Genomic DNA, 22,251 nt, shown 5'->3' on the forward strand with positions numbered 1-22,251 from the left:
GCCCTGTCCCGTCCAATTGTCACCGTTCGCCGGCCGATCGGCGGGAACGAAACGCCTTGCGGGACGGGCCCCGGCCCGCTCGGAACCCACGAGCCAGTTCGAGGGCGGCGTCGGCGACGGCTGCGGCGGCGTCGCGGTGGCCCGTGCCCGCGGCGGCCGCGGACATCTTCTGCAGCCGCTCGGTGTCCTGCAGGAGGGCCGGGACCTCACGCGCCACCCACTCCGCGCTGACCGCCGAGTCCTCGACGATGAGTCCGCCGCCGGCCTCGACGACCGGCAGCGCGTTGAGGCGCTGTTCGCCGTTGCCGTGCGGCAGCGGGACGTAGACGGCGGGCAGACCGGTGGCCGACACCTCGGCGACGGTCATCGCGCCGGACCGGCACATCACCAGATCGGCGGCGGCGTAGGCGAGGTCCATCCGCTTGAGGTAGCCGACGCCCCGGTACGGCGGGGCGCCCTCGACGATCACCGGGTCGATCGAGTTCTTGGGCCCGTAGGCGTGCAGGACACCGATGCCCGCCTTCGCGAGGGCTTCGGCCGCACCCGAAACCGCGGCATTGATGCGTTGCGCGCCCTGGGAACCACCGAAGACGAGCAGGGTCGGGGCCTCCTCGTCGAGACCGAAGTAGTGGCGCGCCTTGGCCCGCAGAGCGGGCCGGTCCAGTTCGGTGAGGACACCGCGGACCGGCATGCCGACGACGGTCGCGTCGAGTCCGGAGCCGTCGACAGCGGCCAGGACGCGGTCGGCGAACCGGGCGCCCACCTTGTTGGCTATACCGGCCGAGGCATTCGCCTCGTGGATGACGATCGGGAGGCGGTTGCGCCCGCGTAAATGCATCTGCGCGGCGAGGTAGGCCGGCACCGACACGTACCCGCCGAAGCCGACGACGACGTCGGCGTCCACGTCGGCGAGTACCTTGCGGGTGGCCGCGACCGAGGACACCAGGCGTCCGGGGGTCTTGGCGAGGGCCATCCCGGGTTTGCGCGGCAGCGGGACCGGCGGGATCAGCCGGAGGTCGTATCCGCGTTCGGGCACCAGGTCGACCTCGAGGCCGCGGCTGGTCCCGAGTGCGGTGACGCGGGCCGTCGGGTCGATGCGGGTGATCGCGTCGGCCACGGCGAGCGCGGGTTCGATGTGTCCGGCGGTCCCGCCGCCCGCGACGACCACCGACAACGGCCGCCCGACCGGGCCCCCGGTTGTATCAGATTGTGCTGCACCCGAACTCACCGGCTCTGTCACTCCATCTCCAGCCCTGTGCACGTCTGTCCCACGCAGCGGCATCGCCTGTCGCGGGAGCCGTCAGCGGCGTCCCGCGCGGCCGTGTGTCGGCCGATCGCGCCCGGGGTCGGCGGACCTCGGCGTCCGCGGCTGATGCGCGCCCGCCCGCCACCCCGGTGACGCCGAGCGACGTGCACTGCCGGCGCCGGGATACCCGCCACGGTAGTCGACGCCCGCTCGTGCCGACGGCGCAGGTCGGGTGCGACCTGCCGCGGCCGGACGCCGTGCGGACGCACCTCGTGCGGGTGCCGGTTCGGTGGACTTCGCCCGTTTCCACGGCATGCTGAACCGGCTCTGGGTCGGAGCGGGTTCGGCCGGTCGTCCGCGACGGGTCGACGCTCCTGCCCGCCCGGGTGCCCCGGCCCGTCCGGCGGTACGGCCCCCGGATCGTCCACCGGCCGAGCGACGCTCGGCGAGTCGATCTCGCAGGGTCTCTGCGCGCGTCTGCCGGTAGGCCACCGGTGTCGGGAGCCGCAGGATCCGGCCCAGCCGGCCCTGGGACCCGGTGGTGAGTGCCGCAACGGCTTCGGGTTCGTGTCGCGCGGCGTTGGCCAGGAGGCCGAGCATCGCGAGCACGGTCAGCGTCGACGTACCGCCCGCCGAGATGAGTGGCAACTGGATACCGGTGACCGGCAGCAGGCCGATGACGTAGCCGATGTTGATGAACGCCTGGGCGAGGATCAGCACGGTGATGGTCGCGGTCATCAGGCGCAGGAACGGATCGGTGGAGCGGTGCGCGATACGGAAGCCGATGTAGCCCAGCAGCACGAACAGAAACACCACCAGCAGGCCACCGAGTAGGCCGAGTTCCTCGCCGATGATGGCGAAGATGAAGTCGTTGTGCGCGTTGGGCAGATAGTTCCACTTGGCGCTCGACTGGCCGAGGCCCACGCCGAAGACGCCGCCGTTGGCGAGCGCGTAGGTCGCCTGGCGTGCCTGGTAGCCGGCGCCCTGCGGATCGTCGATGCCGCCGAGGAAGCTCATCACGCGCTGCGATCGGTAGCCCTCGGCGAGCGCGAGGATCACCGCGAGGATCACGCCGGAGATGGCGAACGCCGAGAAGACCTTGATCGGCAGGCCGGCGAACCAGAGCATCGCGCCGACGATGATCGCGATGGTGATCGTCGTCGAGAGGTTGGGCTCGAGGATGATCAGCACGCAGACCAGCATCGCGACCGGGACCAGCGGTATCAGGAGCTCTTTGATCGAGGCGTTGTCCCGGCGCCGCGAGGCGAGCAGGTGCGCACCCCAGATACACAGCGCCACCTTGACCAGCTCCGAAGGCTGCACCGACACACCGGAGATGACGAACCAGCGTCGCGCGCCCTGACTGAGCGTGCCGATGCCGGGGATGAGCACCAGTCCGAGAAGCAGGATGGCGATGGCCATCGACGGCGCGGCGAAGCGTCGGAGCAGGCGGACGGGGACCCGCAGCATCAGGTAGAAGACGACGAGGCCGAGTCCGGCGAAGATGACCTGCGTCGTGAAGAGCCCGTAGGCCGATCCCTCCTGCGAGTACCCCTCGACCGACGACGCCGACAGCACCATCACCAGACCGAAGGTCGTCAGCATGAACGCCATCGTGAGGACCAGCTGGTAGGAGGCCAGCGGCCGGGCCAGGAGGTTGCGCACGCCCTCGACCAGCATGGCCGGCAACGAGGCCGTGACCGCCGCGGCGGTCGACGCTGCCGCGGAGACCTCGGCGGCGGGCTTCGACAGCGCGCCCGCACCCTCTGATGCCTTCCGACGTACGGACGCGGCCCGGCTCTCGTCCGTTCCGTCGTCGAACGAGTCGGCCGACGTGTTCTCGTCGTCGAAGGTGCTCTCGTCGACCGCGGTCTTGTCGGTGCTCACGCGACTCACCGCGCGGCAGAGGTGCCGGCGATGTCCTGTGCGGCGTGCGCGAACGCGTCACCGCGCCGGCCGTAGCCGGCGAACATGTCCAGCGACGCCGCGGCGGGTGCGAGGAGCACCGCGTCGGGCTTCGGGTCGCTTGCCGTGGCGAGCTCCCAGGCCTCGGCGACCGCCCGGTCCATTACGGCAACGGCGGTGTCCGACCCCGATGCTCGAGTCGACGAGTTCGGGATCGACGAGAGGACGGGTGCGGTCTGACCCTGGCGATGCACGTTCACCGTGCCATCGTCCCCTGTGAATACTGTGACTGTTGGGACTTCTGGGGCGTGTCGCGTGATCGCTTCGACGACCAGCTCACGATCCCGGCCGATGGCGACCACCCCGGCGAGCCGATCGCCGACCGCGGTGAGCATCCCGTCCATCGACGCGCCCTTGAGCCGGCCGCCCGCGATCAGCACCACGCGGTCGTACGCGGCGACCGCAGCCTGGGCGGCATGCGGGTTGGTGGCCTTGGAGTCGTCGACGAAGCGGATGCCGTCGCGTGTCGCCACGACCTCGCCACGATGGGCGGCGGGCCGGAAATCGGTGAGCGCGGTCTCGACGGCGTCGCGTTCGACACCGATCGAGAGGGCGAGTGCAGCGGCGGCGAGGGCGTCGGCGACGCCCGACGGGCCGGCCGGATGCACGGCGTCCGCCGACAGCAGACGACCCGCGCCGAAGGCACGGTCGACGAGCTGCCCGTCCTCGACGCCGAGCTGGCCGTCCTGCGGCGGGTTGAGCGTGAAGCCGACCCGGCGCCCCGCGCCCGGCAAGCCCGACGCGACGGCGTCGTCGAGACCGACGACCGCGATGTCGCCGCGCAGCGCACCGGCCTTGGCCAGTGCATAGGCGTCAAAGGTGCCGTGCCAGTCGAGATGGTCGTCGGCGACGTTGAGCACCACCCCCGCGGCCGGGGCGACCGACGGCGCCCAGTGCAGCTGGAAGGACGACAACTCGGCGCACAGCACGTCGACGCGGGGCGTCGCACGCATGGCATCGAGGACCGGCAGGCCGATGTTGCCGCACGCCGCGCCGGCACGCCCGGAGCGCTCGACGATGTCGGCGAGCATCGAGGTGGTGGTGGTCTTGCCGTTGGTGCCGGTGACGACCAGCCAGGTCCGCGGCTCCCCGAGCAGGCCCGCGGCGTCGACCCGCCAGGCCAGCTCGACCTCGCCCCACACCGGCACACCGCCCGCCGCAGCCTGCGCGACGAGATCGTGGGTGGGTGCGAATCCGGGCGAGACGATCACGACCGCGGTGTCGGCGGTCCACGAGGGGTCGACGAGCAGATCGGAGATCGCGACGGCGGCGGCGCCCTGGGCGATCAGGTCGGCGACCCCGGGGACAGCGGCGACGGCCGACTCCCGGTCGGCGGCGCCGGCATCACCTGCGGCGAACCGGTCGTCGGCGAGGAGGATGCGGACGTCCCTGGTGACCAGGTAGCGGGCCGCGGACATGCCGGCGGTACCCGCGCCGCCGATCACCACGGTCTTCCCGGCCAACCCCAGCGGGTCGCCGTCAGACGCGGGGTTCTCGGCGCGCGGATCAGCCATTTGTGGTCAGGAACTCGCCGTAGAAGAGCGACAGGCCCAAGGCACAGGCTATGGCGGTGAGCAGCCAGAATCTGATGATCACCGTCGTCTCGGCCCACCCGCCCAGTTCGAAGTGGTGGTGGAACGGCGCCATCCGGAACACACGGCGGCCGGTGGTCCGGAAGAAGGCGATCTGGATGACCACCGACATGATCTCGGCGACGAACAGTGCGCCGATGACGACCGCGAGGAGTTCGGTCCGGGTCGTGATGGACAAGCCGGCGAGCATGCCGCCGAGCGCCAGCGAGCCGGTGTCACCCATGAAGATCTTCGCCGGTGCGGCGTTCCACCAGAGGAAGCCGAGGCAGGCGCCGCCGCCGGCCACCGCGATGATCGCGAGGTCGAGGGGGTCGCGGACCTGGTAGCACCCGGTCGGGATGTCGCTGGGCGGCTTGGCGCCGCCGGCGCAGGCGTTGACGAACTGGAAGAACGTCACGAGGACGTAGGAGCCGAGGACCATCGCCATCGAACCCGCGGCCAGGCCGTCGAGTCCGTCGGTGAAGTTCACCGCGTTGGACCACGCGGCGACCACGAGCCAGCAGAACACCACGAAGACCACCGCACCGAGGCCGATCGCATCGATGTCGCGCACGTAGCTGAGGTGGGTGCTGGCCGGGGTGAGGCCGTAGTCGTTGCGGAACTGGAGCACGAGGATGCCGAACAGGATCGCGGCGATGAACTGCCCGATCGACTTCGCGGTCTTGTTGAGCCCCAGGTTGCGGTGCTTGCGGATCTTGATGATGTCGTCGAGGAAGCCGACGATGCCGAGTGCGGTCGCGAGGCCCAGCACGAGCAGACCAGACGCGGTCGGTCCGTTGCCGGCGTCGGTGAACAACCCGACGAGGTGCGAGCCGAAGTAGCCCGCCCACAGCGCGGCGAGGATCGCGACACCGCCCATCGACGGCGTGCCGCGCTTGGTCTGGTGGCTCTGGGGGCCCTCGACCCGGATCTCCTGGCCGAATCCCTGACGGGAGAACACCTTGATGAGCACGGGGGTCAGCAGGATCGACACCGCGATCGCGATCGCACCCGCGAGGAGGATCTGGGTCACCGTGCTGCCCTCGTGTTCGCTCGTCCGTTCCCCGCCACGCTCTTCTCTCCGACTCTGCTCAGTGTTCTCGGCCGGCGCGCCTCATCGCGTGCCCTCATGATGTGGTCCCCTCATCGCCGTGACCGGCGTCCGTATCCTCGCGGATCTGCCACCCGCAGCTCGCACTCCACGCCGTGACCACCGAGTCGAGGTCGGCGTTCGCTGCCGCGAGGAGGATGACATCACCGGCGGCGGGCCGCCAGTCCGGGTCGGTGTCGACGAGTGCCGCGGCAGCCTCGACCGTGTCGACGATGCGCGCCTCGTCTCCCCATGACCCCTCCATGACGGCGCCCTGGTGCAGGGCGTGAACCGATCGGGAGTCGCCCACGCAGAGCGTCTTGTCGACGGCCAGCCGGACCGCCAGACGTCCGAGGAGATCGTGTTCGACGACGCGCTGGTTCTCGGCGGTCCCGTCAGGGCTGGCGACCTCGGCGATGATCGCCCAGGTACGCGGCCGATCTTCCGCGGTGCTGCCGCGCATCGCGCCGGCGTGCTCGGCGAGTCGGCGGATGAGCAGACGTGCGTCGTCGACCATCACCGGCGCATCCCCGCGGATCACCGTGACGAACGATCCGGTCATCGATCACCCTCCGCGCCCACCGGTTCGGTGGATGCGTTCGGCAACTCGTCCAGCGCTTGTGCGACGACCTCACGGTCGTCGAACGGATGCTTCACGCCGTTGATCTCCTGCCCTGCCTCATGTCCCTTGCCCGCGACCAGCACGATGTCGCCGGGCCTCGCCCAGGCGACGGCCTCGGCGATCGCGGCCGCACGATCGGAGACCTCGCGTACCGGTTCGGCACCGGCCGGGCGGTCGGCGGCGTCGACGCCGCGGGCGCCGGCGAGAACCTCGGACCGGATGGCGGCCGGTTCCTCCGACCTCGGGTTGTCGTCGGTGACGATGACGAGTTCGGCACCGCGTGCGGCGGCCTCCCCCATCAGCGGCCGCTTGCCCGAGTCACGGTCGCCGCCGGCTCCGACCACGATGGCCACGCGGCCCGGGCCGTCGGCGAGCTGACCGCGCAGGGTCGCCAGGACGGCCTCGATGGCTCCGGGTTTGTGGGCGTAGTCGACGAGGGCGAGGAACGGCTGTCCGCGGTCGACCCGCTGCAGTCGTCCCGGGACGCTCACCGACGCGACCGCGTCGAGGGCGGTGGAGATCGGCACACCCGCGGCATGGGCCACGGCGACGGCCAGCAGTCCGTTGGCCACGTTGTAGCGACCCGGGAGCGGCATGACGAGCACGTGGTCGCCGTCGGGTTCGGTGATCGGCGTGTGGGAGGTGCCGTCGCCGGCGAGATCCGACGGCCCGGCATGCCAATGGGCGGGCGTCGGACCGGTCGACACCGTCACCGGCTGCAGATGCGCCGCCTCGCCGGGACGACGGGCGAGGTCGGCCATTCGCTGACCCCACTCGTCGTCGACGCACACCACGGCGCGTACCGCGTGGTTCGGCGACGACGGCACGAACAGCTGCGCCTTGGCGTCGAAATAGGCGCGCATCGTCTGGTGGAAATCGAGATGGTCCTGCGAGAGGTTGGTGAACGCGCCGATCGCGAAATGTGCGCCGTCGACGCGGCCCAGCGACAGGGCGTGGCTGGAGACCTCCATGACCACGACGTCGACACCGTCCTCGAGCATCGACGCCAGCAGCGCCTGCAGGGTCGGGGCCTCCGGTGTCGTCAGCGAACTCGGCTGCGCGACGCCGTTGACGCGGGTCTCGACCGTTCCGATGAGTCCCACGGAGTGGCCGGCGGCGAGCAGTGCGGCCTCGACGAGATACGACGTGGTGGTCTTGCCCGACGTGCCGGTGATCCCGATCAGCTTCAGTCTTTGCGACGGGTTCCCGTAGACGCGGGCGCTGACGCTGCCCAGCACGGTCCGCGGACTGGGGTGGATGAGGACCGCGACGGCGGTCTCGGGCGGCAGGACGCGGCTCAGTTCCGCGCGGCCGGCCGGATCGGTCAGGATCGCGGTCGCCCCGGCGGCGACCGCCTGGTCGGCGAACCGCGCGCCATGGGTGGCCGCACCGGGCAGGGCCGCGAACAGATCGCCGGGCTGCACGTCCTGCGCGCGCAGGGTCACGCCCTGCACGCTGGTGTCGCGATCGGCGCCGCCGACGAGGTCGAGCCGCGCGCCGGTGGCCGTCGACAGGACCGTCACGGCCGTCGGCGCGACCTCGCGCGGGCGACCGGGGGCCTTCTTGCCCTTGCGTCTGCCGGCCGATCCCTTGTGCGAGGAACCACGAGACGTCATGTGTTCGCCTCCTCGGTTGTTCTCGGTCGGTGTTCTTGTGGTCTGGTCACTCGCGGTCTGGGTTCGTGTTCGGCGCAGAATTGCACTCACGATACCGACCCCGGGATCGGCGTCCGGGATGCGGTGCGCCGACCACCGGGCCGGAATCACTTCGCGGTGAGGGTCAGCCTCGGGGTCGGCGGAGAGAGCGGGACCTGGGCGCGCTGCAGCAGCCACGATGCGATGGTCGAGAAGAGCGGTCCGGCGGACTGTCCCCCGGTGCCGTCGGAGCTGCGGCGCGGGTTGTCGAGCATGATCCCGATGACGTACCGCGGGGCGTCGGCCGGGGCGATCCCGGCGAACGTGATGTTGTAGCGCGAGTTCGAGTAGCAGCCACACGACGGGTCGACCTGCTGGGCGGTACCGGTCTTGCCGGAGACCTGGTAACCGCTGACGGCCGCCTTGGTGCCGGTGCCCATCTGCACGCCCATCGGATCGTCCTGCACCACCGATCGGAACATGTCGCGGACCGTCCGGGCGGTCTCCTCGCTGACGACGCGGACCGGTTCGGGACGAGCACGTCCCTCCGGGGTGCTGCCGTCGCGCTCCTCGCCGGCGAGAATCCGCGGCGGGATGCGCAGGCCGTCGTTGGCGATCGCCTGGTACATCGCGGTCATCTGCAGCAGCGTCATCGAAAGACCCTGTCCGATGGGCAGGTTGGCGAAGGAACCGCCCGACCATTGGCTCAGTGCGGGGACCTCGCCGGCACTCTCGGCCGGGAGTCCGACGCCGGTGCGCTGGCCGAGCCCGAAACGCTTGAGCATGTCGGCGAAGCGCTCCTCGCCGATGCGCTTGGCGAGCATCAGCGTGCCCACGTTCGACGACTTACCGAAAATGCCGGTGGTCGTGTACGGCTCGACGCCGTGCTCCCAGGCATCGCGGACGGTGACGCCGGACATCTGGATGCTGCCGGGCACCTGGTGGACCGTGTCCGGCCGGGTGAGGCCGTATTCGATGGCGGCGGAGGCCGCGACGAGCTTGTTGACCGAACCGGGCTCGAACGGGGAGGTGACCGACGGGTTGCCGAGTTCGGCCTTCGGCTGATCCGACAGCGGCAGCGCGGCGTTGAAGGTGCCGTCGTTCGCCATCGCCAGCACCTCGCCGGTGCGGGCGTCGAGCACGACTGCTGAGGCGCCCTTCGCTCCGGAGGCCTGCTTGGCCTTCATGACCTCGCTCTGCACGAACCACTGGGTGTCCGAATCCAGGGTCAGGCGGACGGTGGAGCCGTTGATCGCCGGGTGCACGTTGCGAGTGCTTCCCGGGATGATCGCGCCGTCCGATCCCCGGTCATAGGTACGGGAACCGTCGGTGCCGGACAGGATCGCGTCGAGTGAGGCCTCCAGGCCGATGAGACCGTTGCCGTCGTAGTTGACGTCACCGATCACGTTGGCCGCCAGCGAACCACCGGGATAGAGCCGGATGCTCTCCGGGTCGGCGCCCACCTCGGGGAACTCCTCGGTGATGCGCTTGGCGACGTCGGGGCTGACGGCCCGCGCGAGGTATACGAAGGGTTCGTCGCCGGTGATCTTCGCGAGGAGGTCTTCTTCGCTGATCGAACCGCCGAGTGCCACCGAGACACCCTTGGCGATCTCCTTGAGGCGCTCGTCGACGCCGGGCAGTTCGTCGTTCTTGCGGTGTTCCTCATCGATCGACTTGCGAACCGCCTTGGGCAGGAACGTCAGTGACCGGGCCTCGTCGGTGTAGGCCAGCGGGCGACCGTTGCGGTCGAGGATGGAACCACGCTTGGCCGTCAGGACCTGCGTGTACTCGCGCTGCTGGGCGGCCTCGGCCGAGATGGAACCGGCCTGGATGGTGTGGACCACGATCATCTTCCCCGCGACCGCGAGGACCACGAGCAGCACGACGACACCGAACACCTTGGTCCGGAACCCGAAACTGTGCAGTCCCCCGCTGTTCCGGGGACCGCCCTTTCCCGGTCCGCGGCCACCCGGGCCGCCGGCGGTCGCACGGGAGCCCTGGCCCGGGCGACGTCCCGGGCGAGACGGCGCGTTGCCGAGTCGCTCGAAGGTCGCACGTGTCATGGTCGTCAATTGTTCACCGCTTCAAGGTCGTGACAGGTATTTGGCGTCGGCGGGTTGCAGATCGGTGGGCGCACTGTGACGGCCCTTACGACCCGCGGCCACCTCACGTCCGGGGCACGACATTCGGGGCCGGGATCGGGGTCGAGGGCGCGGGTGCGGACCCGGTCGGCGGCGGGCCCTCCCCTTGCCCGGGCACCGGATCAGGTTGAGCCGGAACGGGTTGCGGTGACGGCGACGGCCCGGACTGCCCCGGAGTCGACGGGGCCGGGGTCTGCTGTGCCGGCGGGTTGGGTGCGCCGACGGCCCCACCGCCGAGGCCGATCGAATCGTCCACCTTGCGCGGGTCGATGGTCTCGGTGGGGTCGGGCTTCAGTTCGGGGTTGAGGTCGGCCATCGGCTTCCCCGATGCCGGTGCGGGTTTCCCGACGATGCGGGGCCGGCGCGGGTCGTCGACGATCATCCGCGCCGGATTGTCCGACGGGATCATGCCGAGACGGGTTGCCTCCCGGGACAGTTCCGGAGCCGAGTTGCCGGATTCGAAGGTCCGCTTGAGCGCGTCCCGCTGGTCGATGAGCGACTGGTTCTCCGTCCGCTCGATGCCGAGCTTGTAGGAGTCCTGAGCCGACTTGGTGGACAGCCACAGGCTCAGACCGAGGCCCAGAACCAGCAACGCGATGACCGGGACCACGAAGGGTGTGTGCTGCAAGCGTTCCCGAAGCGAGACACCCGACATCGACAACCCACCGCGGGCCGCGCGTGGTGCGACCGCGCCGGTGGCCATGCGCTTGTGACGGCGGTCCAGCGCCCGTTGGGCCGCCCGCGAGCGGGTCGCCCGTTCGGACTCGATGCGTGCGCGCCGCGACCGACGACTGTTCCGTTCGGTGTCGGACCGCCCGGCGTCGGCCCGTCCGGCGTCGGCCCGTCCGGCGTCGAAACGACGTGAGCCGGAATGCTTGTCGTCGGAACGGCCGGAGCCGGGACGACGAGGGGCGTCGTGCAGGATCGTCATGATCAGCCCTTCTTCTCGACTCGCTCGACCGCCCGGACTCGCACCGGCGCCGATCGCGGATTGATGGTCAGTTCCTCGTCGTCGGGACGCTCGGCGCCGCGGGTCACGAGGCGGAACTCCGCAGCGGTGCCGGGCAACTCCACGGGGAGGCCGGGCGGCGAGGTCGAGGTCGTGCGAGCTGCGAACTCCCGCTTGACGATCCGGTCCTCGAGCGACTGGTAGCTCATCACCGCGACACGGCCACCGACCGTGAGGACCGACAGCGCGGTCGGCAACGCCTCACGGAGGACGTCGAGTTCGTGGTTGACCTCGATGCGCAGGGCCTGGAAGGTGCGCTTGGCCGGGTGGCCGCCGGTTCGGCGTGTAGCCGCCGGGATCGTCGCGTAGAGCAGTTCGACGAGGCGTGCACTCGTCGTGAAGGGTTCCTTCTCCCGCTCACGCAGGACCGCCGAGGCGATCTTGCCGGCGAAACGCTCCTCCCCGTATTCGGAGAGCACACGGGCCAAGTCGCCGTGACTGTAGGTGTTGAGGACATCCGCCGCGGTCAGCGGGTCGTCGGAGTTCATCCGCATGTCCAAGGGCGCGTCGACCGAGTAGGCGAAGCCCCGGCCGGCCTGGTCGAGCTGCATCGACGAGACGCCGAGATCGAACAGGGCGGCGTCGATGGATTCCTCACCGGCGTCGTCGAGGACGTCGGCGATTTCGTGGAAAGTGGCCTGGTGCAGGGAGATCCGGTCCGCGTGTGGTTCGAGCCGGCGCCGCGCGATGTCCAGGGCGGAGGCGTCGCGATCGATACCGACGAGGTGCACGTTGGGGAATGTGTCCAGGATGAGTTCGCTGTGCCCACCGGCGCCGAGCGTCGCATCCAGAAACACTCGCCGGCCCTCTGATTCCAGTGCCGGGGTGAGCAATTCGACGATCCGCCGGCCCATGACCGGGATGTGGCCGAACTCGCCGGAGCGGCGAGTGTCGTCACCAGTGTCATCCACGAAGGGCCCCCATCGGCGTGTCGGCCATGTCGGTCGGCAGAGTCGGCGTTTCGGTGCGAAGGACTTGTCGGAGGAGTGTCATGTCGCGGGCGAACAGTGGATCACCGTCGGGCCGCGCCCCGGATGGAGCGAGGTCCCGATCCGATTCCGTACCTGGCGTTGGGGAAGTACGCCAGGGTCGGACCGGATCGGGGCCTCGTGCCACCCGAAGCCCGAGTACCGCTTCGCCTCGTCCCCTCTCGGCTACAGGACCGCGTTCAACGCGGCCGAGTTGGCTGCCGAGAAGTTCTCCTCGTGCTGCGACTGGTATTCGTCCCAAGCGGCCGAATCCCAGATCTCGAGGTGATCGAAGCTGCCGAACACCACGCACTCCTTGGACAGTCCCGCATAGATGCGATGGTCGGAGGACAGGCTGATCCTGCCCTGGCCGTCCGGTCGCTGTTCTTCCGAACCGGCGAAGAAGGTCCGCTGAAACGCACGGAGGTCAGGGTCGTTGCGTGACGCCTCGACGATCCTCGCCGCGATCGCATCGAACTCTTCGGTCCGGTACACCGACAAGCTGTGGTCTTGGCCTTTGGTGACCACTACCCCTCCTGCCAGTGCATCGCGGAACTTGGCGGGCAACGTGAGTCGCCCTTTGTCGTCCAATTTGGGCGTGTAGGTGCCGACGAATCGCACAGACATGTCGACACCTCCTGCCCCTGGGTTCCGCGCTCCGGATCGCCTCACCCAGTGCTGCCACAGTACCCCACTTTCCTCCACTTTCCACCCCAGAAGCCCACACGCCCTCCACCGTGCCGCAAATCCCCAGTTCAGACCCGTGAAACTTCTTACACTGCATGCGTGTCCCTTGCATGAACGCGTGAGGACTCGTCCACAATCGTGTGACAAACGCGTTTCCTGAGGCTTCAGAGGTCTGTGCGACCAGCAGTTCTCCGCACGTGGGGCAAAGTGGGGACCCGGGTGGGGGGATGTGGGGAACGCAGGTGGGGGAAGGTGGGGACCCCGGGTGGGGGACGGTGGGGAACGCGAATTCGACAGGCCGGGAGCGCGCTCATCCGCCCAGACAAAAGAGCCGCGCACCCCATGGGGTGCGCGGCTCTCCGAAGAGTCGTGGCCTTCAGGCCGGCGGGATGTCTACTCCTGCTCGAATCGACGGTTGAATCGTTCTTCCATCCGCTCCGACAGTTTGCGCTTGGAGCCGGACGGCCCGGACTGCTTCTTGCCTCCAGCGCGCGGCGCGGACGTCGCGGAGTCGGCGAGATCGTCACCCCAGAGGGCGAAGAGGCCGGCACCGAACATCACCAGGAAGCCGAGGAGGCTGACGATCGGGAAGCCCCCGATGTCGATCTTGACGATGAGACCGCCGACGAGCATCACGAGGCCGACGACGAAGACTGCCACCGCCTGTAGGCGACGACGGCCACTCGACTTACCCAGCCGACGACGCTTGACACTGGACGCAAACTTGGGGTCTTCCGCGTACAGAGCGCTCTCGATCTGTTCGAGCATGCGTTGCTCGTGCTCCGAAAGTGGCACCGACCCTCCTTCTCCCTGATCCGCGACGCCGACGACGGTCAACCGCGACCGGTGAGGCGTCTGCGCCTTATTCCCCCATGATACGAGGTGAAATCAGCCGCGACCACCATTACTCGCTGTTGTGGTCCCGGATGCACATACCGGAACGACAACGGAACGCCGAAAGTGTGTCCGGCCTCACGCAGTTCGCCCGATTTGGAGGTCCCCTGTCCCGAACTTGCCTTGCTCATGAGCGATGACCAAGGTTTCGACCTTCCGGAGGAAGTCGAGGACGAGGAGCCGCATGCCGGCAACACTGTCGGGGTCGAGTGTTCGGATGATCCCCGACTCGATTTTCATCCGGATGGACGACAGGGTGGCGAAGCGCGCAGCCAACGGGGCGAGGTCGGGAGCGACCACACCGATACGAGTCCAGGCGTTCGACGTCTTGCGGCGGGCGGGGCCGACCGGCTCGCTGATGGCGATCGCGGCGCCGGCCGCGCGGAGTGCGACGAGATAGAACTGCCGGAACCGCTCGGCGTCGTCGGAGACGCCGTCGGCGTTGTCGAGAAGGAGATGGGCACGCTGGAGGAGATCGCGCGCACGTCCGACCATCACCGGGTCGACGGGGGCGGACCGGCGGGATGTGGGCCGTCCGGGCATGGCATCCTCCTCACTCGCTGACGACGGTGTCCGGTGGCAGACGCTTCCCTCGTCCGCCACCGGACCGTCATGTCGTCGGGATGAACGCGAACAGCTTGCGGAGGCACATTCATCGAACACCCGTTCGACACGTTCAATATAGCTAGCGTCGCGCGTCTCTTCAAGGCGTGATTCGCGCTCGCAACCTTCTTCAACACCGAGTCCCGCGACCCGATTCCGCGGAGTCCGCCGTACCGAGAGGACAGTCACACCAGATGGTCGGAGAGCGCATGACCGGGGCGGTGCGGGCCCGCTCGGTGAGCCCGGAGGCGATCCGACGTTGACGATCCGTCTGGTGAACCTCAGTGGTCAGGACTCCCGAGTGTGGCTGGAGCCCGCTCTCGACGTCTATGTGACCGCGATGGGATATCCCCGCGGGACCGAGGTGCACCGAGCGTCGCTGTGGCGCGAACACATCGCGCGGCCGGGCTGGCGTGCAATCGGCGCGATCGCCACCCTGTCTCCGCACGAGGCGCAGTCGATGCCGACGTCCCGTCGCCGGGTCGGACCGCCGGTGGGTACGGGCCCCGGTGACGTCCTGGTCGGCATCGCCTACGGCTACACCGGCGCGACCGGGCAGTGGTGGAATCAGCAGCTCCGACTCGGGCTGCGGCAGACGGGACGCTCCCCCGCCGACATCGAGATGATCGCCCGGGACTACTTCGAGCTGACCGAGCTCCACGTCCACCCCACCGCACAGGGGCGCGGCATCGGACAGTTGCTGCTGGCGCGGCTGCTCGCCGAGCGCCCCGAACGCCATGTGCTGCTGTCCACGCCGGAGATCCCCGCCGAGCAGAACCGGGCGTGGTCGCTGTACCGGCGGATGGGTTTCTCGGATGTGCTCCGGCATTTCACCTTCACCGGCGACCCCCGTCCGTTCGCGTTTCTCGGCCGTCCGCTGCCGCTGAAGCTGCAGCCACCCCCCGTGCCGCCACAATCTGGAAGATAGAGGGCGTGGCACAGACAAAGACGACACCGCACAGCACGGAACACTCATGAGTGGGCACGGGGAGCGGCGCGACGCGGTGGTCGTCGGCGGCGGCCACAACGGCCTGATCGCCGCGGCCTACCTCGCGCAGGCCGGACGCGACGTCGAGGTCTTCGAACGCGACGACATCCCCGGCGGGGCGGTGTCGACCGTCGAACGTTTCCCCGGGCACCGCATCGATCGCGGTTCCTCGGCGCACCTGATGATCCGGCACTCCCCCGTTCTCGACGACCTCGACCTCGCCTCACACGGACTCCGCTACGTCGACTGCGACCCCTGGGCCTTCGTGCCGGCGACCGACACGGCACCGGCGATCGTCTTCCGCACCGACCTCGAAGCGACCTGCACCTCCATCGAACGGGCATGTGGCGCAAAGGATGCCGCGGCGTACCGACGGTTCGTCGAGACCTGGACGCCACGGGCGCAGGCCGTCATGGACGCCTTCTACCGGCCGGCGTCGATGCGACAGTTCGGACGGGCGTTCGGAGGTCTGGGGTCGACGGCCACCACCGAACGCACCGGCCCGATCGGACGTCGCAGCGGCGCGATGATGAACCTCACCGCCGAGCTCATGACGTCCGGCGACTCGCTCCTCGACCGATACTTCGACTCCGAACAGCTCAAGGCCGGACTCGCCTGGTTCGGCGCGCAGTCGGGACCGCCGATGAGCGCACCCGGCACCGCGCCGATGGTCGGGTTCGCCGCTCTCATGCATCTCATCCCGCCCGGCCGCGCGATCGGCGGCAGCGGTGCGCTGACCGATACGCTCGTCCACCGCATCGGCGCCGACGGTGGCCGGATCGTGTGCGGGGACCCGGCCGTCTCGATCACCCGGTGCGGTGACCACTGGCGGGTGCAGACCCAATCCGGTGAGCGTCGGTGCACGCCCACGGTGATCAACGCCTGCCATATCCTGGCGACCCTGGATCTGTTGGCGGCGGGCGGTTTCGACGCCGGGACCATCGACCGCTGGCGGCGCGACATCGTCGTCGGCAGCGGGATCGGGATGGCGGTGCGCCTCGGCACGACCGCACTGCCCGCCTACCGCGGCCTCCCCGACGACCTGCCCGCCCACGGCGTCCACTCTGCCCTCGGTCTGCTGGTCACCGACCGTGCACACCTGGTCCGCGCGCACGCCGCCGCGGCGGTGGGTTCACTGCCTCCGCGGCCCGCCGTCGTGGCGATGAGCTTCTCGGCGATCGACCCCGGCCTCGCCCCGGAGGGCAGGCACGCGATCAACCTGTGGGCGCAGTGGCATCCGTACCGGCTCGCAAGCGACGCCGGGGGCGACTGGTCGACGCTGGGTGCGCAGGCGGCCGCGGCGGTCTGCGACGAGGTCGACCGTCACGCACCGGGTTTCGCGGAGTCCATCGCCCACCGGTACATCCAGACCCCCGAGGATCTCGAGTCCGAACTGGGCCTGATCGGCGGCAACATCATGCATGTCGAGATGTCGATCGACCAGATGTTCATGTGGCGACCGACCCCGGACCTGGCCGGTCATCGCGTCCCCGGCGCCGACGGGCTGTTCCTGGCCGGGGCGTCGACACATCCGGGCGGCGGGGTGACGGGCGCGAGCGGTTACATCGCCGGCCACGCGGCACTACGTCGGAGACGTTTGTTCGGCTGAGCGTCGGAGACGTTTGTTCGGCTGAGCGTCGGAGACGTTTGTTCGGCTGAGCATCGGAGACGTTTGTTCGGCTGAGCGTCGGAGACGTTTGTTCGGCTGAGCGTCGGAGACGCTCGTTCCGCTGAGCGTCTGGCACGATGAGCAGCGTGCGATTGTCGAATCCCGAGCAGGGTGCACCGAAGTCCTCCCGCGGTCAGTCCCGACACCGCCGGCTGATGCCGGTGGCGGTGTCGGTCGTGGCTCTTCTCCTGTCGCCGCTGATGGCCGGATGTCTGGAACGTTCGACGACGGTGGGCGATCGGTATTCGGGCAGTGTCATAGTCGCGACGTCCCCGGACAATCCCCGCGGCGCCCCGCAGCTGGATCTCCCCGAGTCGATGATGGGGCAGGTCTCGGTGGCCGAGTACAAGGAGACGCCCGAGGAGGAGTCGGCTTCCCCGTCGGAGTCAGCCGATGGTGGGGACGGCAAGGGCGGCGAGAACGGCGAGGAGGCCGTCACCCGCGTGGGCACCCGTGCGAGTTTCTCCGATCTCACCGCAGGCCAGTTCGGCCAGCTCGGCGACATTGTCGCCGACGCCTACGGCGAGACCTCGCTGACGATGGACCTCACCGCCAAGCGCAGCGCCGAGGTGGTTCGTTTCCGCGGTGACACCGACCTGTCCGAACTGATCCCGGGTCGCGACTTCGTCCAGCTGACGGTCACCTTCGGCGGGCCGGTGACGGCGACCAACGGTGACCAGGTCGGCGAGTCGACGGTCACCTGGACCCCGGCTCCGGGCGAGCCGTCGGACTTCACCGCCGATGCCACCTACCCGGATCCCGCGACCGCCGCGGTCAGCAGCTGGTCGTGGTTCGTCGCCATCGTGTGTCTGATCGCGGTGCTGGTCATCGTGCGCCTTGCCTACGCGAAGCGGTACCGCGGCCCGCGCCCGGGACGACCGGTCGCCACCAACACCGCACCGTCGACCCTGTCGGGTGAGGGTCTCTCGGCGGCCGCTGACCCGAAGGCCTCGAGCGCACCCGAGAAGAGTTAGGACCCGACCGGCGTCAGGCGGGGACGTGCAGCGCGGCGTCGACGTCCACGCCGAGGCGGCCGAGCACCTCTGAAGTCGCCTTGGCGAAGTTGAGGCTGCAGAAGTGCAGGCACGGTGCGCCCTCGGCGATGAGCCGTTCCGCGGTCTCGGTGGCGAAGTCGATGCCGACCGCGCGAACCGTCGCACGGTCCTCCTCGGGACCGTCGCCGGCGGCCTTGGTGAATCGCTCCACCACCTTCGGCGGGATCACCGAACCGGACAACTCGGCCATGCGCTTGATGCTGGCCAGCGAGGTCACCGGCATGATGCCCGGGATGATCGGCTTGGCGCCCTGCTCGGGGTCGGCGGCCTGCACCCGGTCGCGGAGACGCAGGTAGTCCTCGACGTCGAAGAACATCTGGGTGATCGAGTACTCGGCGCCCGCGCGCAGCTTGTTCACCAGGTTGCGGGTGTCGTGCTCGAGGTCGGGGGCACGGTGGTGGCCCTCCGGGAACGACGCCACGCCGACGTGGAAGTCGCCGAGGGTGTCGATCAGGTGGACCAGCTCCTCGGCGTACTCGACGCCCTCCGGATGGGCGATCCACTCCCCGAGCGGATCGCCCGGCGGGTCGCCGCGTAGCGCGAGGATGTTCGCGATGCCCTGATCGGCGTACGCACCGACGAGAGCGCGCAGTTCGGCGATGCTGTGGTTGACCGCGGTGAGGTGCGCCACCGGCAGCAGCGTGGTCTGGGCGGCCAGTTCGCCGGTGATGCGGACCGTGCGGTCGCGCGTCGAACCGCCGGCACCGTAGGTCATCGACACGAAGGCCGGGGACAACCGCTCGAAGATCCGCACCGCGCGCCACAGCCGGGCCTCACCTTCGGCGTCGCGCGGGGGCATGAACTCGACGGAGAACGGCACCGGTCCACGGTGCGGGGCGGACAGGCGTTCGACGATCGAGGGTGCCGGAGCGGTTGGGGTCACCCGAACAGTGTAGAGAGCGATTCGCATAGCCTGGCAGGGTGACCTCCGCCTCCCCCACGCCGACCTCGCTCGATGCGGTCCCGGCGGCCGTCGAGACCGAATTGCGCAGTTTCTTCGATGTCGCGGTCCCCGCCGCGGCCGAGATCGCCCCGGTGGTCGGTACCGCGGCCGAACTGGTCCGCGACTTCGTCCTGCAGGGCGGCAAGCGCATCCGGCCGGTCTTCGCCTTCGCCGGATGGCGGTGCGGTATGACCGAATCAGGTCGCGCCGTCTCCGATCCGGCGTCGGACGTCGGTCGTGAGGCCCGCGACGCGCTGCGGGTGGGCGCGGCCCTCGAACTCGTGCAGGCGTGTGCCCTGATCCACGACGACATCATCGATCAGTCCGACACCCGGCGCGGACATCCGACGCTGCATCGTGTCTTCCAGTCACGCCATGCCGCCGCCTCCTGGGCCGGCGACGCCGCCGACCACGGGGTGGCCGCGGCGATCCTGGCCGGCGACCTCGCGCTCGCGTGGGCCGACGACCTCGTGCACGATCACCGGCCGGGGGTTGAGGCGGGCACCGTCGAGTACCGCGCGCTCCCGCCGGCCGTTGGCGCGACCTGGGCGGCGATGCGCACCGAGGTGCTCGGCGGCCAGTTCCTCGACATCGTCAACGAGGCGAGCGGCGACGACTCGCCCGCCGCGGCGTATCGGGTGATGGAGTTCAAGACGGCCGCCTACACGGTCGCCCGCCCGCTCGAGCTCGGCGCACGTCTCGCGGGTGCGTCGGAGGATCTGGTCGCGACGCTGCGGAAGATCGGGCACGACCTCGGCATCGCCTTCCAGCTGCGCGACGACCAGCTGGGCGTCTTCGGCGACCCCGAGCGGACCGGTAAGCCCTCGGGTGACGACCTCGTCTCGGGCAAGCGCACCGCCCTGCTGGCCACCGCCCTGCGACGCGCCGACGACTCCGGCCCCGCCGTCGGGAACCGGTTGCGGGGCTTCATCGGACGCCCACTCGACGAGGACGAACTGGGTTCCGCACGAGGGCTTCTCGTCGACGTGGGCGCGGTCGCCGAGATGGAGAAGCAGATCGACGACCTCCTCGGGGCAGCTCTGGGGTGCCCTCGACACCGCCGACATCGGCGACGACATCCGCAACGAACTCACCGCGGTCGCCCACCGGACCGCTCATCGCGAGGCGTGAGCCCCGGCGTGGAAGCACCAGCAGCGACGCCCGCGGGCGTTCGTGACCGGACCGCCCGCGGCGATCTGGTCATCGGCGCGGTCGGCGCGATCGGCGTGTGCATGGGCAGCTTCGGCGTCGGCGACCCGCCCCGCAACACCACGACACTCGCCGACCTCGGACTCAGCTGGATCACCTACGGTCACGGCAAGAACCTCTTCGGCATCTTCTTCTGGCTCGGCGTCTTCCTGATGGTGTTCGCCTGGGGTGCGGCTCGGCCGTCGGATCGCCCGAGGGGCCGCGGACTCCCCGTCCGTCCGGACCCTGCAGCGGTGGCTGATCGCCTGGGCGGCACCGCTGGTCGTGGCGGTACCGGTCTACAGCCGCGACGTCTACGCCTATCTCGCCCAGGGGGCGGTGTTCGGGGCCGGGTTCAACCCCTACGCCGACGGTCCGGCCCACCACCCGGGCCCGCTCGTCGACAGCATGGCGACGGTCTGGGCCACCACCACCGCGCCGTACGGGCCGTTCACCATGGGTCTGCTCCGCGTGGTCACCGAGGTCACCGGTGACCACGTCGTCGCCGGCATCCTCGCCGTGCGACTCGTCCTGCTACCGGGATTGTTCCTGTCGCTGTGGGCCATCCCCCGGCTCGCACGGCATTTCGGCGCCTCACCGCAGGCGGGACTGTGGCTGGCGCTGTTCAATCCGATGGTCCTCATCCATCTCGTCGCGGGACCCCACGTCGAGCTCCTGATGGCGGGCGTGCTGACCACCGGTGTCGTCCTGGTCGTGACCGGGCGCCACGTCGCCGGCACCGCGGTCCTCGCGCTCGCGGTGTCGATCAAGATCACCGCCGGCATCGCGCTGCCGTTCGTCCTGTGGATCTGGCTGTCCCACATACGGTCCCGTCGGCCGCTGACCGCCCGAGACGTGGTCGGTGTCTTCGCCGCGATCGTCGGCATCTCGGTCACGGTGTTCGGACTGTGGACCCTGCTGGTGGGCTTGGGATTCGGCTGGCTCACGGGCCTGGGCTGGGCCGATGTGATCATCAACTGGTTCACGATCCCGACCTTCGCCGCGCATGTCGTCACGCTGGTCGCCGCACCGTTCGTCGCACTGAATCTGCAACCGGTGCTGGAGATCACGCGTGCGATCGGATCCGCGGTCCTCGCGGTCACCCTCGTGGCGCTGTGGTGGCGTCACCGTCACGACGAACGGGATGCGGTCGCCGGGATGACGTGGGCGATGCTGGCCGTGCTCCTGCTCGAACCGTCCACGCTCCCCTGGTATTACACGTGGGTGCTGGCGGTCGCGGTGGCGTTCACGCTTCCGCCGTGGGCGCGCGCGACCGTGGTCGGGGTGTCGACGTTCATGCTCATCGTGTTCCAGCCCGACGATGCGATCGTCTTCTACAAGCCCTTCGAGCTCACGCTGGCGTTCCTGCTCGCCGGTCTCGCCGCCTGGTCGCTGCTACGTCCGGACCCGTTGCGGCTCGGCCGCTTCGGACGATGGGCCTGGGGCTCGGAACGTACCGGAACGCCGGATCAACCGGTGTCCGGCGAGGACAAGGTCAGAAAGCCTGAGCCTGCGCCCGGCGGATGACCTCGCGCGCGGAGTCGGTGTGCAGCGCCGCGGCCGGGTGGAGGTCGAGGTCTTCCTGCACGGTGAACAACCAGTTCATCGCCTCGTCTCGGGTGTAACCGCCGTCGAGCAGGACCCCGACGAGACCGTAGAAGTGTTTGACGACGCCCTCGTCGTCGAAGAACACCGCCGGGATGACCGGATGCCCGCCGCGGGAGACGGCGAGCAGGTTGTGATCACGAATGAGTGTGCGCACCCGGTTGGTGGACACCGCAAGCCGGTCGGCGACCTCGTCGACCGACAGCATCTCGACATCAGCGGACAGGGTGTCAGGCGACAACGGAATGGAACCCACGGAAAGAAGCGTAGCGGTAGACCCGGGCACGATGAAACCGCCGACCTCCGCGCACCCGACACCGGGGGCGGGTCACACGCGCCGATGACCCCGACGGCGTGGTCCTGCAGGTAGATT

At 69.6% G+C, this 22,251-nt stretch carries 17 protein-coding genes and 2 pseudogenes; 5 read left to right on the forward strand and 14 right to left on the reverse strand.

Annotation, left to right across the window (positions count from 1 at the left end; genetic code table 11):
• Positions 1-19 precede the first annotated feature (19 nt).
• From murG to RVF83_RS21380, 12 genes are all read right to left on the reverse strand, one after another.
• The gene (murG, locus tag RVF83_RS21325; protein WP_239582369.1) at positions 20-1,282 is read right to left on the reverse strand and encodes an undecaprenyldiphospho-muramoylpentapeptide beta-N-acetylglucosaminyltransferase; all 1,263 of its coding nucleotides are present in this window, start codon (positions 1,280-1,282) and stop codon (positions 20-22) included.
• Positions 1,283-1,300: 18 nt separating this feature from the next.
• Positions 1,301-3,133: a putative lipid II flippase FtsW gene (gene ftsW, locus RVF83_RS21330; protein ID WP_005198810.1), complete on the reverse strand. Its 1,833-nt coding sequence runs from the start codon at positions 3,131-3,133 to the stop codon at positions 1,301-1,303.
• 5 nt (positions 3,134-3,138) lie between these two features.
• On the reverse strand, positions 3,139-4,725 hold the full coding sequence (gene murD / locus RVF83_RS21335; RefSeq protein WP_005198809.1) for a UDP-N-acetylmuramoyl-L-alanine--D-glutamate ligase: 1,587 nt from the start codon (positions 4,723-4,725) through the stop codon (positions 3,139-3,141).
• The gene (gene mraY, locus RVF83_RS21340) at positions 4,718-5,815 is read right to left on the reverse strand and encodes a phospho-N-acetylmuramoyl-pentapeptide-transferase (RefSeq protein ID WP_005198808.1); all 1,098 of its coding nucleotides are present in this window, start codon (positions 5,813-5,815) and stop codon (positions 4,718-4,720) included. Before mraY ends, murD begins: the two co-directional genes overlap by 8 nt.
• 94 nt (positions 5,816-5,909) lie before the next feature.
• Positions 5,910-6,434: a hypothetical protein gene (locus RVF83_RS21345; protein WP_005198807.1), complete on the reverse strand. Its 525-nt coding sequence runs from the start codon at positions 6,432-6,434 to the stop codon at positions 5,910-5,912.
• Complete coding sequence (locus RVF83_RS21350) at positions 6,431-8,110, reverse strand: UDP-N-acetylmuramoyl-L-alanyl-D-glutamate--2,6-diaminopimelate ligase (protein ID WP_005198806.1); 1,680 nt, start codon at positions 8,108-8,110, stop codon at positions 6,431-6,433. Before RVF83_RS21350 ends, RVF83_RS21345 begins: the two co-directional genes overlap by 4 nt.
• A gap of 146 nt (positions 8,111-8,256) precedes the next feature.
• The gene (locus RVF83_RS21355; protein WP_005198805.1) at positions 8,257-10,191 is read right to left on the reverse strand and encodes a peptidoglycan D,D-transpeptidase FtsI family protein; all 1,935 of its coding nucleotides are present in this window, start codon (positions 10,189-10,191) and stop codon (positions 8,257-8,259) included.
• 103 nt (positions 10,192-10,294) lie between these two features.
• On the reverse strand, positions 10,295-11,200 hold the full coding sequence (locus RVF83_RS21360; RefSeq protein WP_005198804.1) for a hypothetical protein: 906 nt from the start codon (positions 11,198-11,200) through the stop codon (positions 10,295-10,297).
• A 2-nt stretch (positions 11,201-11,202) separates the two neighbouring features.
• A complete protein-coding gene (gene rsmH / locus RVF83_RS21365) occupies positions 11,203-12,189 on the reverse strand; it encodes a 16S rRNA (cytosine(1402)-N(4))-methyltransferase RsmH (protein WP_005198803.1) in 987 nt (328 codons plus the stop codon).
• Positions 12,190-12,432: 243 nt separating this feature from the next.
• Positions 12,433-12,873 (reverse strand): division/cell wall cluster transcriptional repressor MraZ, encoded by a 441-nt coding sequence (gene mraZ, locus RVF83_RS21370; protein ID WP_005198802.1) that lies wholly within the window; start codon positions 12,871-12,873, stop codon positions 12,433-12,435.
• Between the two features lie 453 nt (positions 12,874-13,326).
• On the reverse strand, positions 13,327-13,728 hold the full coding sequence (locus RVF83_RS21375) for a DUF3040 domain-containing protein (RefSeq protein ID WP_005198801.1): 402 nt from the start codon (positions 13,726-13,728) through the stop codon (positions 13,327-13,329).
• A gap of 177 nt (positions 13,729-13,905) precedes the next feature.
• Positions 13,906-14,370: an SAV_6107 family HEPN domain-containing protein gene (locus RVF83_RS21380; RefSeq protein WP_005198800.1), complete on the reverse strand. Its 465-nt coding sequence runs from the start codon at positions 14,368-14,370 to the stop codon at positions 13,906-13,908.
• 319 nt (positions 14,371-14,689) lie between these two features.
• On the opposite strand from RVF83_RS21380, the gene RVF83_RS21385 reads away from it, so the two are divergent.
• From RVF83_RS21385 to RVF83_RS21395, 3 genes are all read left to right on the forward strand, one after another.
• On the forward strand, positions 14,690-15,358 hold the full coding sequence (locus tag RVF83_RS21385) for a GNAT family N-acetyltransferase (RefSeq protein ID WP_005198799.1): 669 nt from the start codon (positions 14,690-14,692) through the stop codon (positions 15,356-15,358).
• Between the two features lie 46 nt (positions 15,359-15,404).
• Positions 15,405-17,027 carry a phytoene desaturase family protein gene (locus RVF83_RS21390; protein WP_168432610.1) on the forward strand — a complete coding sequence of 541 codons (1,623 nt, stop codon included), beginning with the start codon at positions 15,405-15,407 and terminating at the stop codon, positions 17,025-17,027.
• Positions 17,028-17,164: 137 nt separating this feature from the next.
• Positions 17,165-18,061, forward strand: a complete 897-nt coding sequence (locus RVF83_RS21395) for an LppM family (lipo)protein (RefSeq protein ID WP_039880977.1) — start codon at positions 17,165-17,167, stop codon at positions 18,059-18,061.
• 13 nt (positions 18,062-18,074) lie between these two features.
• Here RVF83_RS21395 and RVF83_RS21400 read toward each other — a convergent pair whose 3' ends face one another.
• Positions 18,075-19,052, reverse strand: coding sequence for a methylenetetrahydrofolate reductase (locus tag RVF83_RS21400; protein WP_005200098.1), 978 nt, complete (start codon positions 19,050-19,052; stop codon positions 18,075-18,077).
• 11 nt (positions 19,053-19,063) lie between these two features.
• Here RVF83_RS21400 and RVF83_RS21405 point away from each other — a divergent pair.
• Positions 19,064-20,216, forward strand: a pseudogene (locus RVF83_RS21405) (polyprenyl synthetase family protein).
• Positions 20,213-21,800: pseudogene (locus RVF83_RS21410) on the forward strand (alpha-(1->6)-mannopyranosyltransferase A). Before RVF83_RS21405 ends, RVF83_RS21410 begins: the two co-directional pseudogenes overlap by 4 nt.
• Here the strand turns inward: RVF83_RS21410 and RVF83_RS21415 are convergent.
• Positions 21,769-22,134 carry an Rv2175c family DNA-binding protein gene (locus RVF83_RS21415; protein WP_005200101.1) on the reverse strand — a complete coding sequence of 122 codons (366 nt, stop codon included), beginning with the start codon at positions 22,132-22,134 and terminating at the stop codon, positions 21,769-21,771. The pseudogene RVF83_RS21410 and the gene RVF83_RS21415 overlap by 32 nt on opposite strands.
• Positions 22,135-22,251: the final 117 nt, after the last annotated feature.

This window comes from Gordonia rubripertincta, assembly GCF_038024875.1.
Taxonomy (GTDB): domain Bacteria; phylum Actinomycetota; class Actinomycetes; order Mycobacteriales; family Mycobacteriaceae; genus Gordonia; species Gordonia rubripertincta.

What these genes read in the sequence shown, in the direction of transcription:
- RVF83_RS21360 (WP_005198804.1), bottom strand. Translation starts at nt 11,200, where the DNA reads ATGACGATCCTGCACGACGCCCCTCGTCGTCCCGGCTCCGGCCGTTCC.
- RVF83_RS21390 (WP_168432610.1), top strand. Translation starts at nt 15,405, where the DNA reads ATGAGTGGGCACGGGGAGCGGCGCGACGCGGTGGTCGTCGGCGGCGGC.
- RVF83_RS21355 (WP_005198805.1), bottom strand. Translation starts at nt 10,191, where the DNA reads ATGACACGTGCGACCTTCGAGCGACTCGGCAACGCGCCGTCTCGCCCG.
- RVF83_RS21400 (WP_005200098.1), bottom strand. Translation starts at nt 19,052, where the DNA reads ATGCGAATCGCTCTCTACACTGTTCGGGTGACCCCAACCGCTCCGGCA.
- RVF83_RS21345 (WP_005198807.1), bottom strand. Translation starts at nt 6,434, where the DNA reads ATGACCGGATCGTTCGTCACGGTGATCCGCGGGGATGCGCCGGTGATG.
- murG (WP_239582369.1), bottom strand. Translation starts at nt 1,282, where the DNA reads ATGCCGCTGCGTGGGACAGACGTGCACAGGGCTGGAGATGGAGTGACA.
- murD (WP_005198809.1), bottom strand. Translation starts at nt 4,725, where the DNA reads ATGGCTGATCCGCGCGCCGAGAACCCCGCGTCTGACGGCGACCCGCTG.
- RVF83_RS21350 (WP_005198806.1), bottom strand. Translation starts at nt 8,110, where the DNA reads ATGACGTCTCGTGGTTCCTCGCACAAGGGATCGGCCGGCAGACGCAAG.
- mraZ (WP_005198802.1), bottom strand. Translation starts at nt 12,873, where the DNA reads ATGTCTGTGCGATTCGTCGGCACCTACACGCCCAAATTGGACGACAAA.
- RVF83_RS21380 (WP_005198800.1), bottom strand. Translation starts at nt 14,370, where the DNA reads ATGCCCGGACGGCCCACATCCCGCCGGTCCGCCCCCGTCGACCCGGTG.
- RVF83_RS21395 (WP_039880977.1), top strand. Translation starts at nt 17,165, where the DNA reads ATGAGCAGCGTGCGATTGTCGAATCCCGAGCAGGGTGCACCGAAGTCC.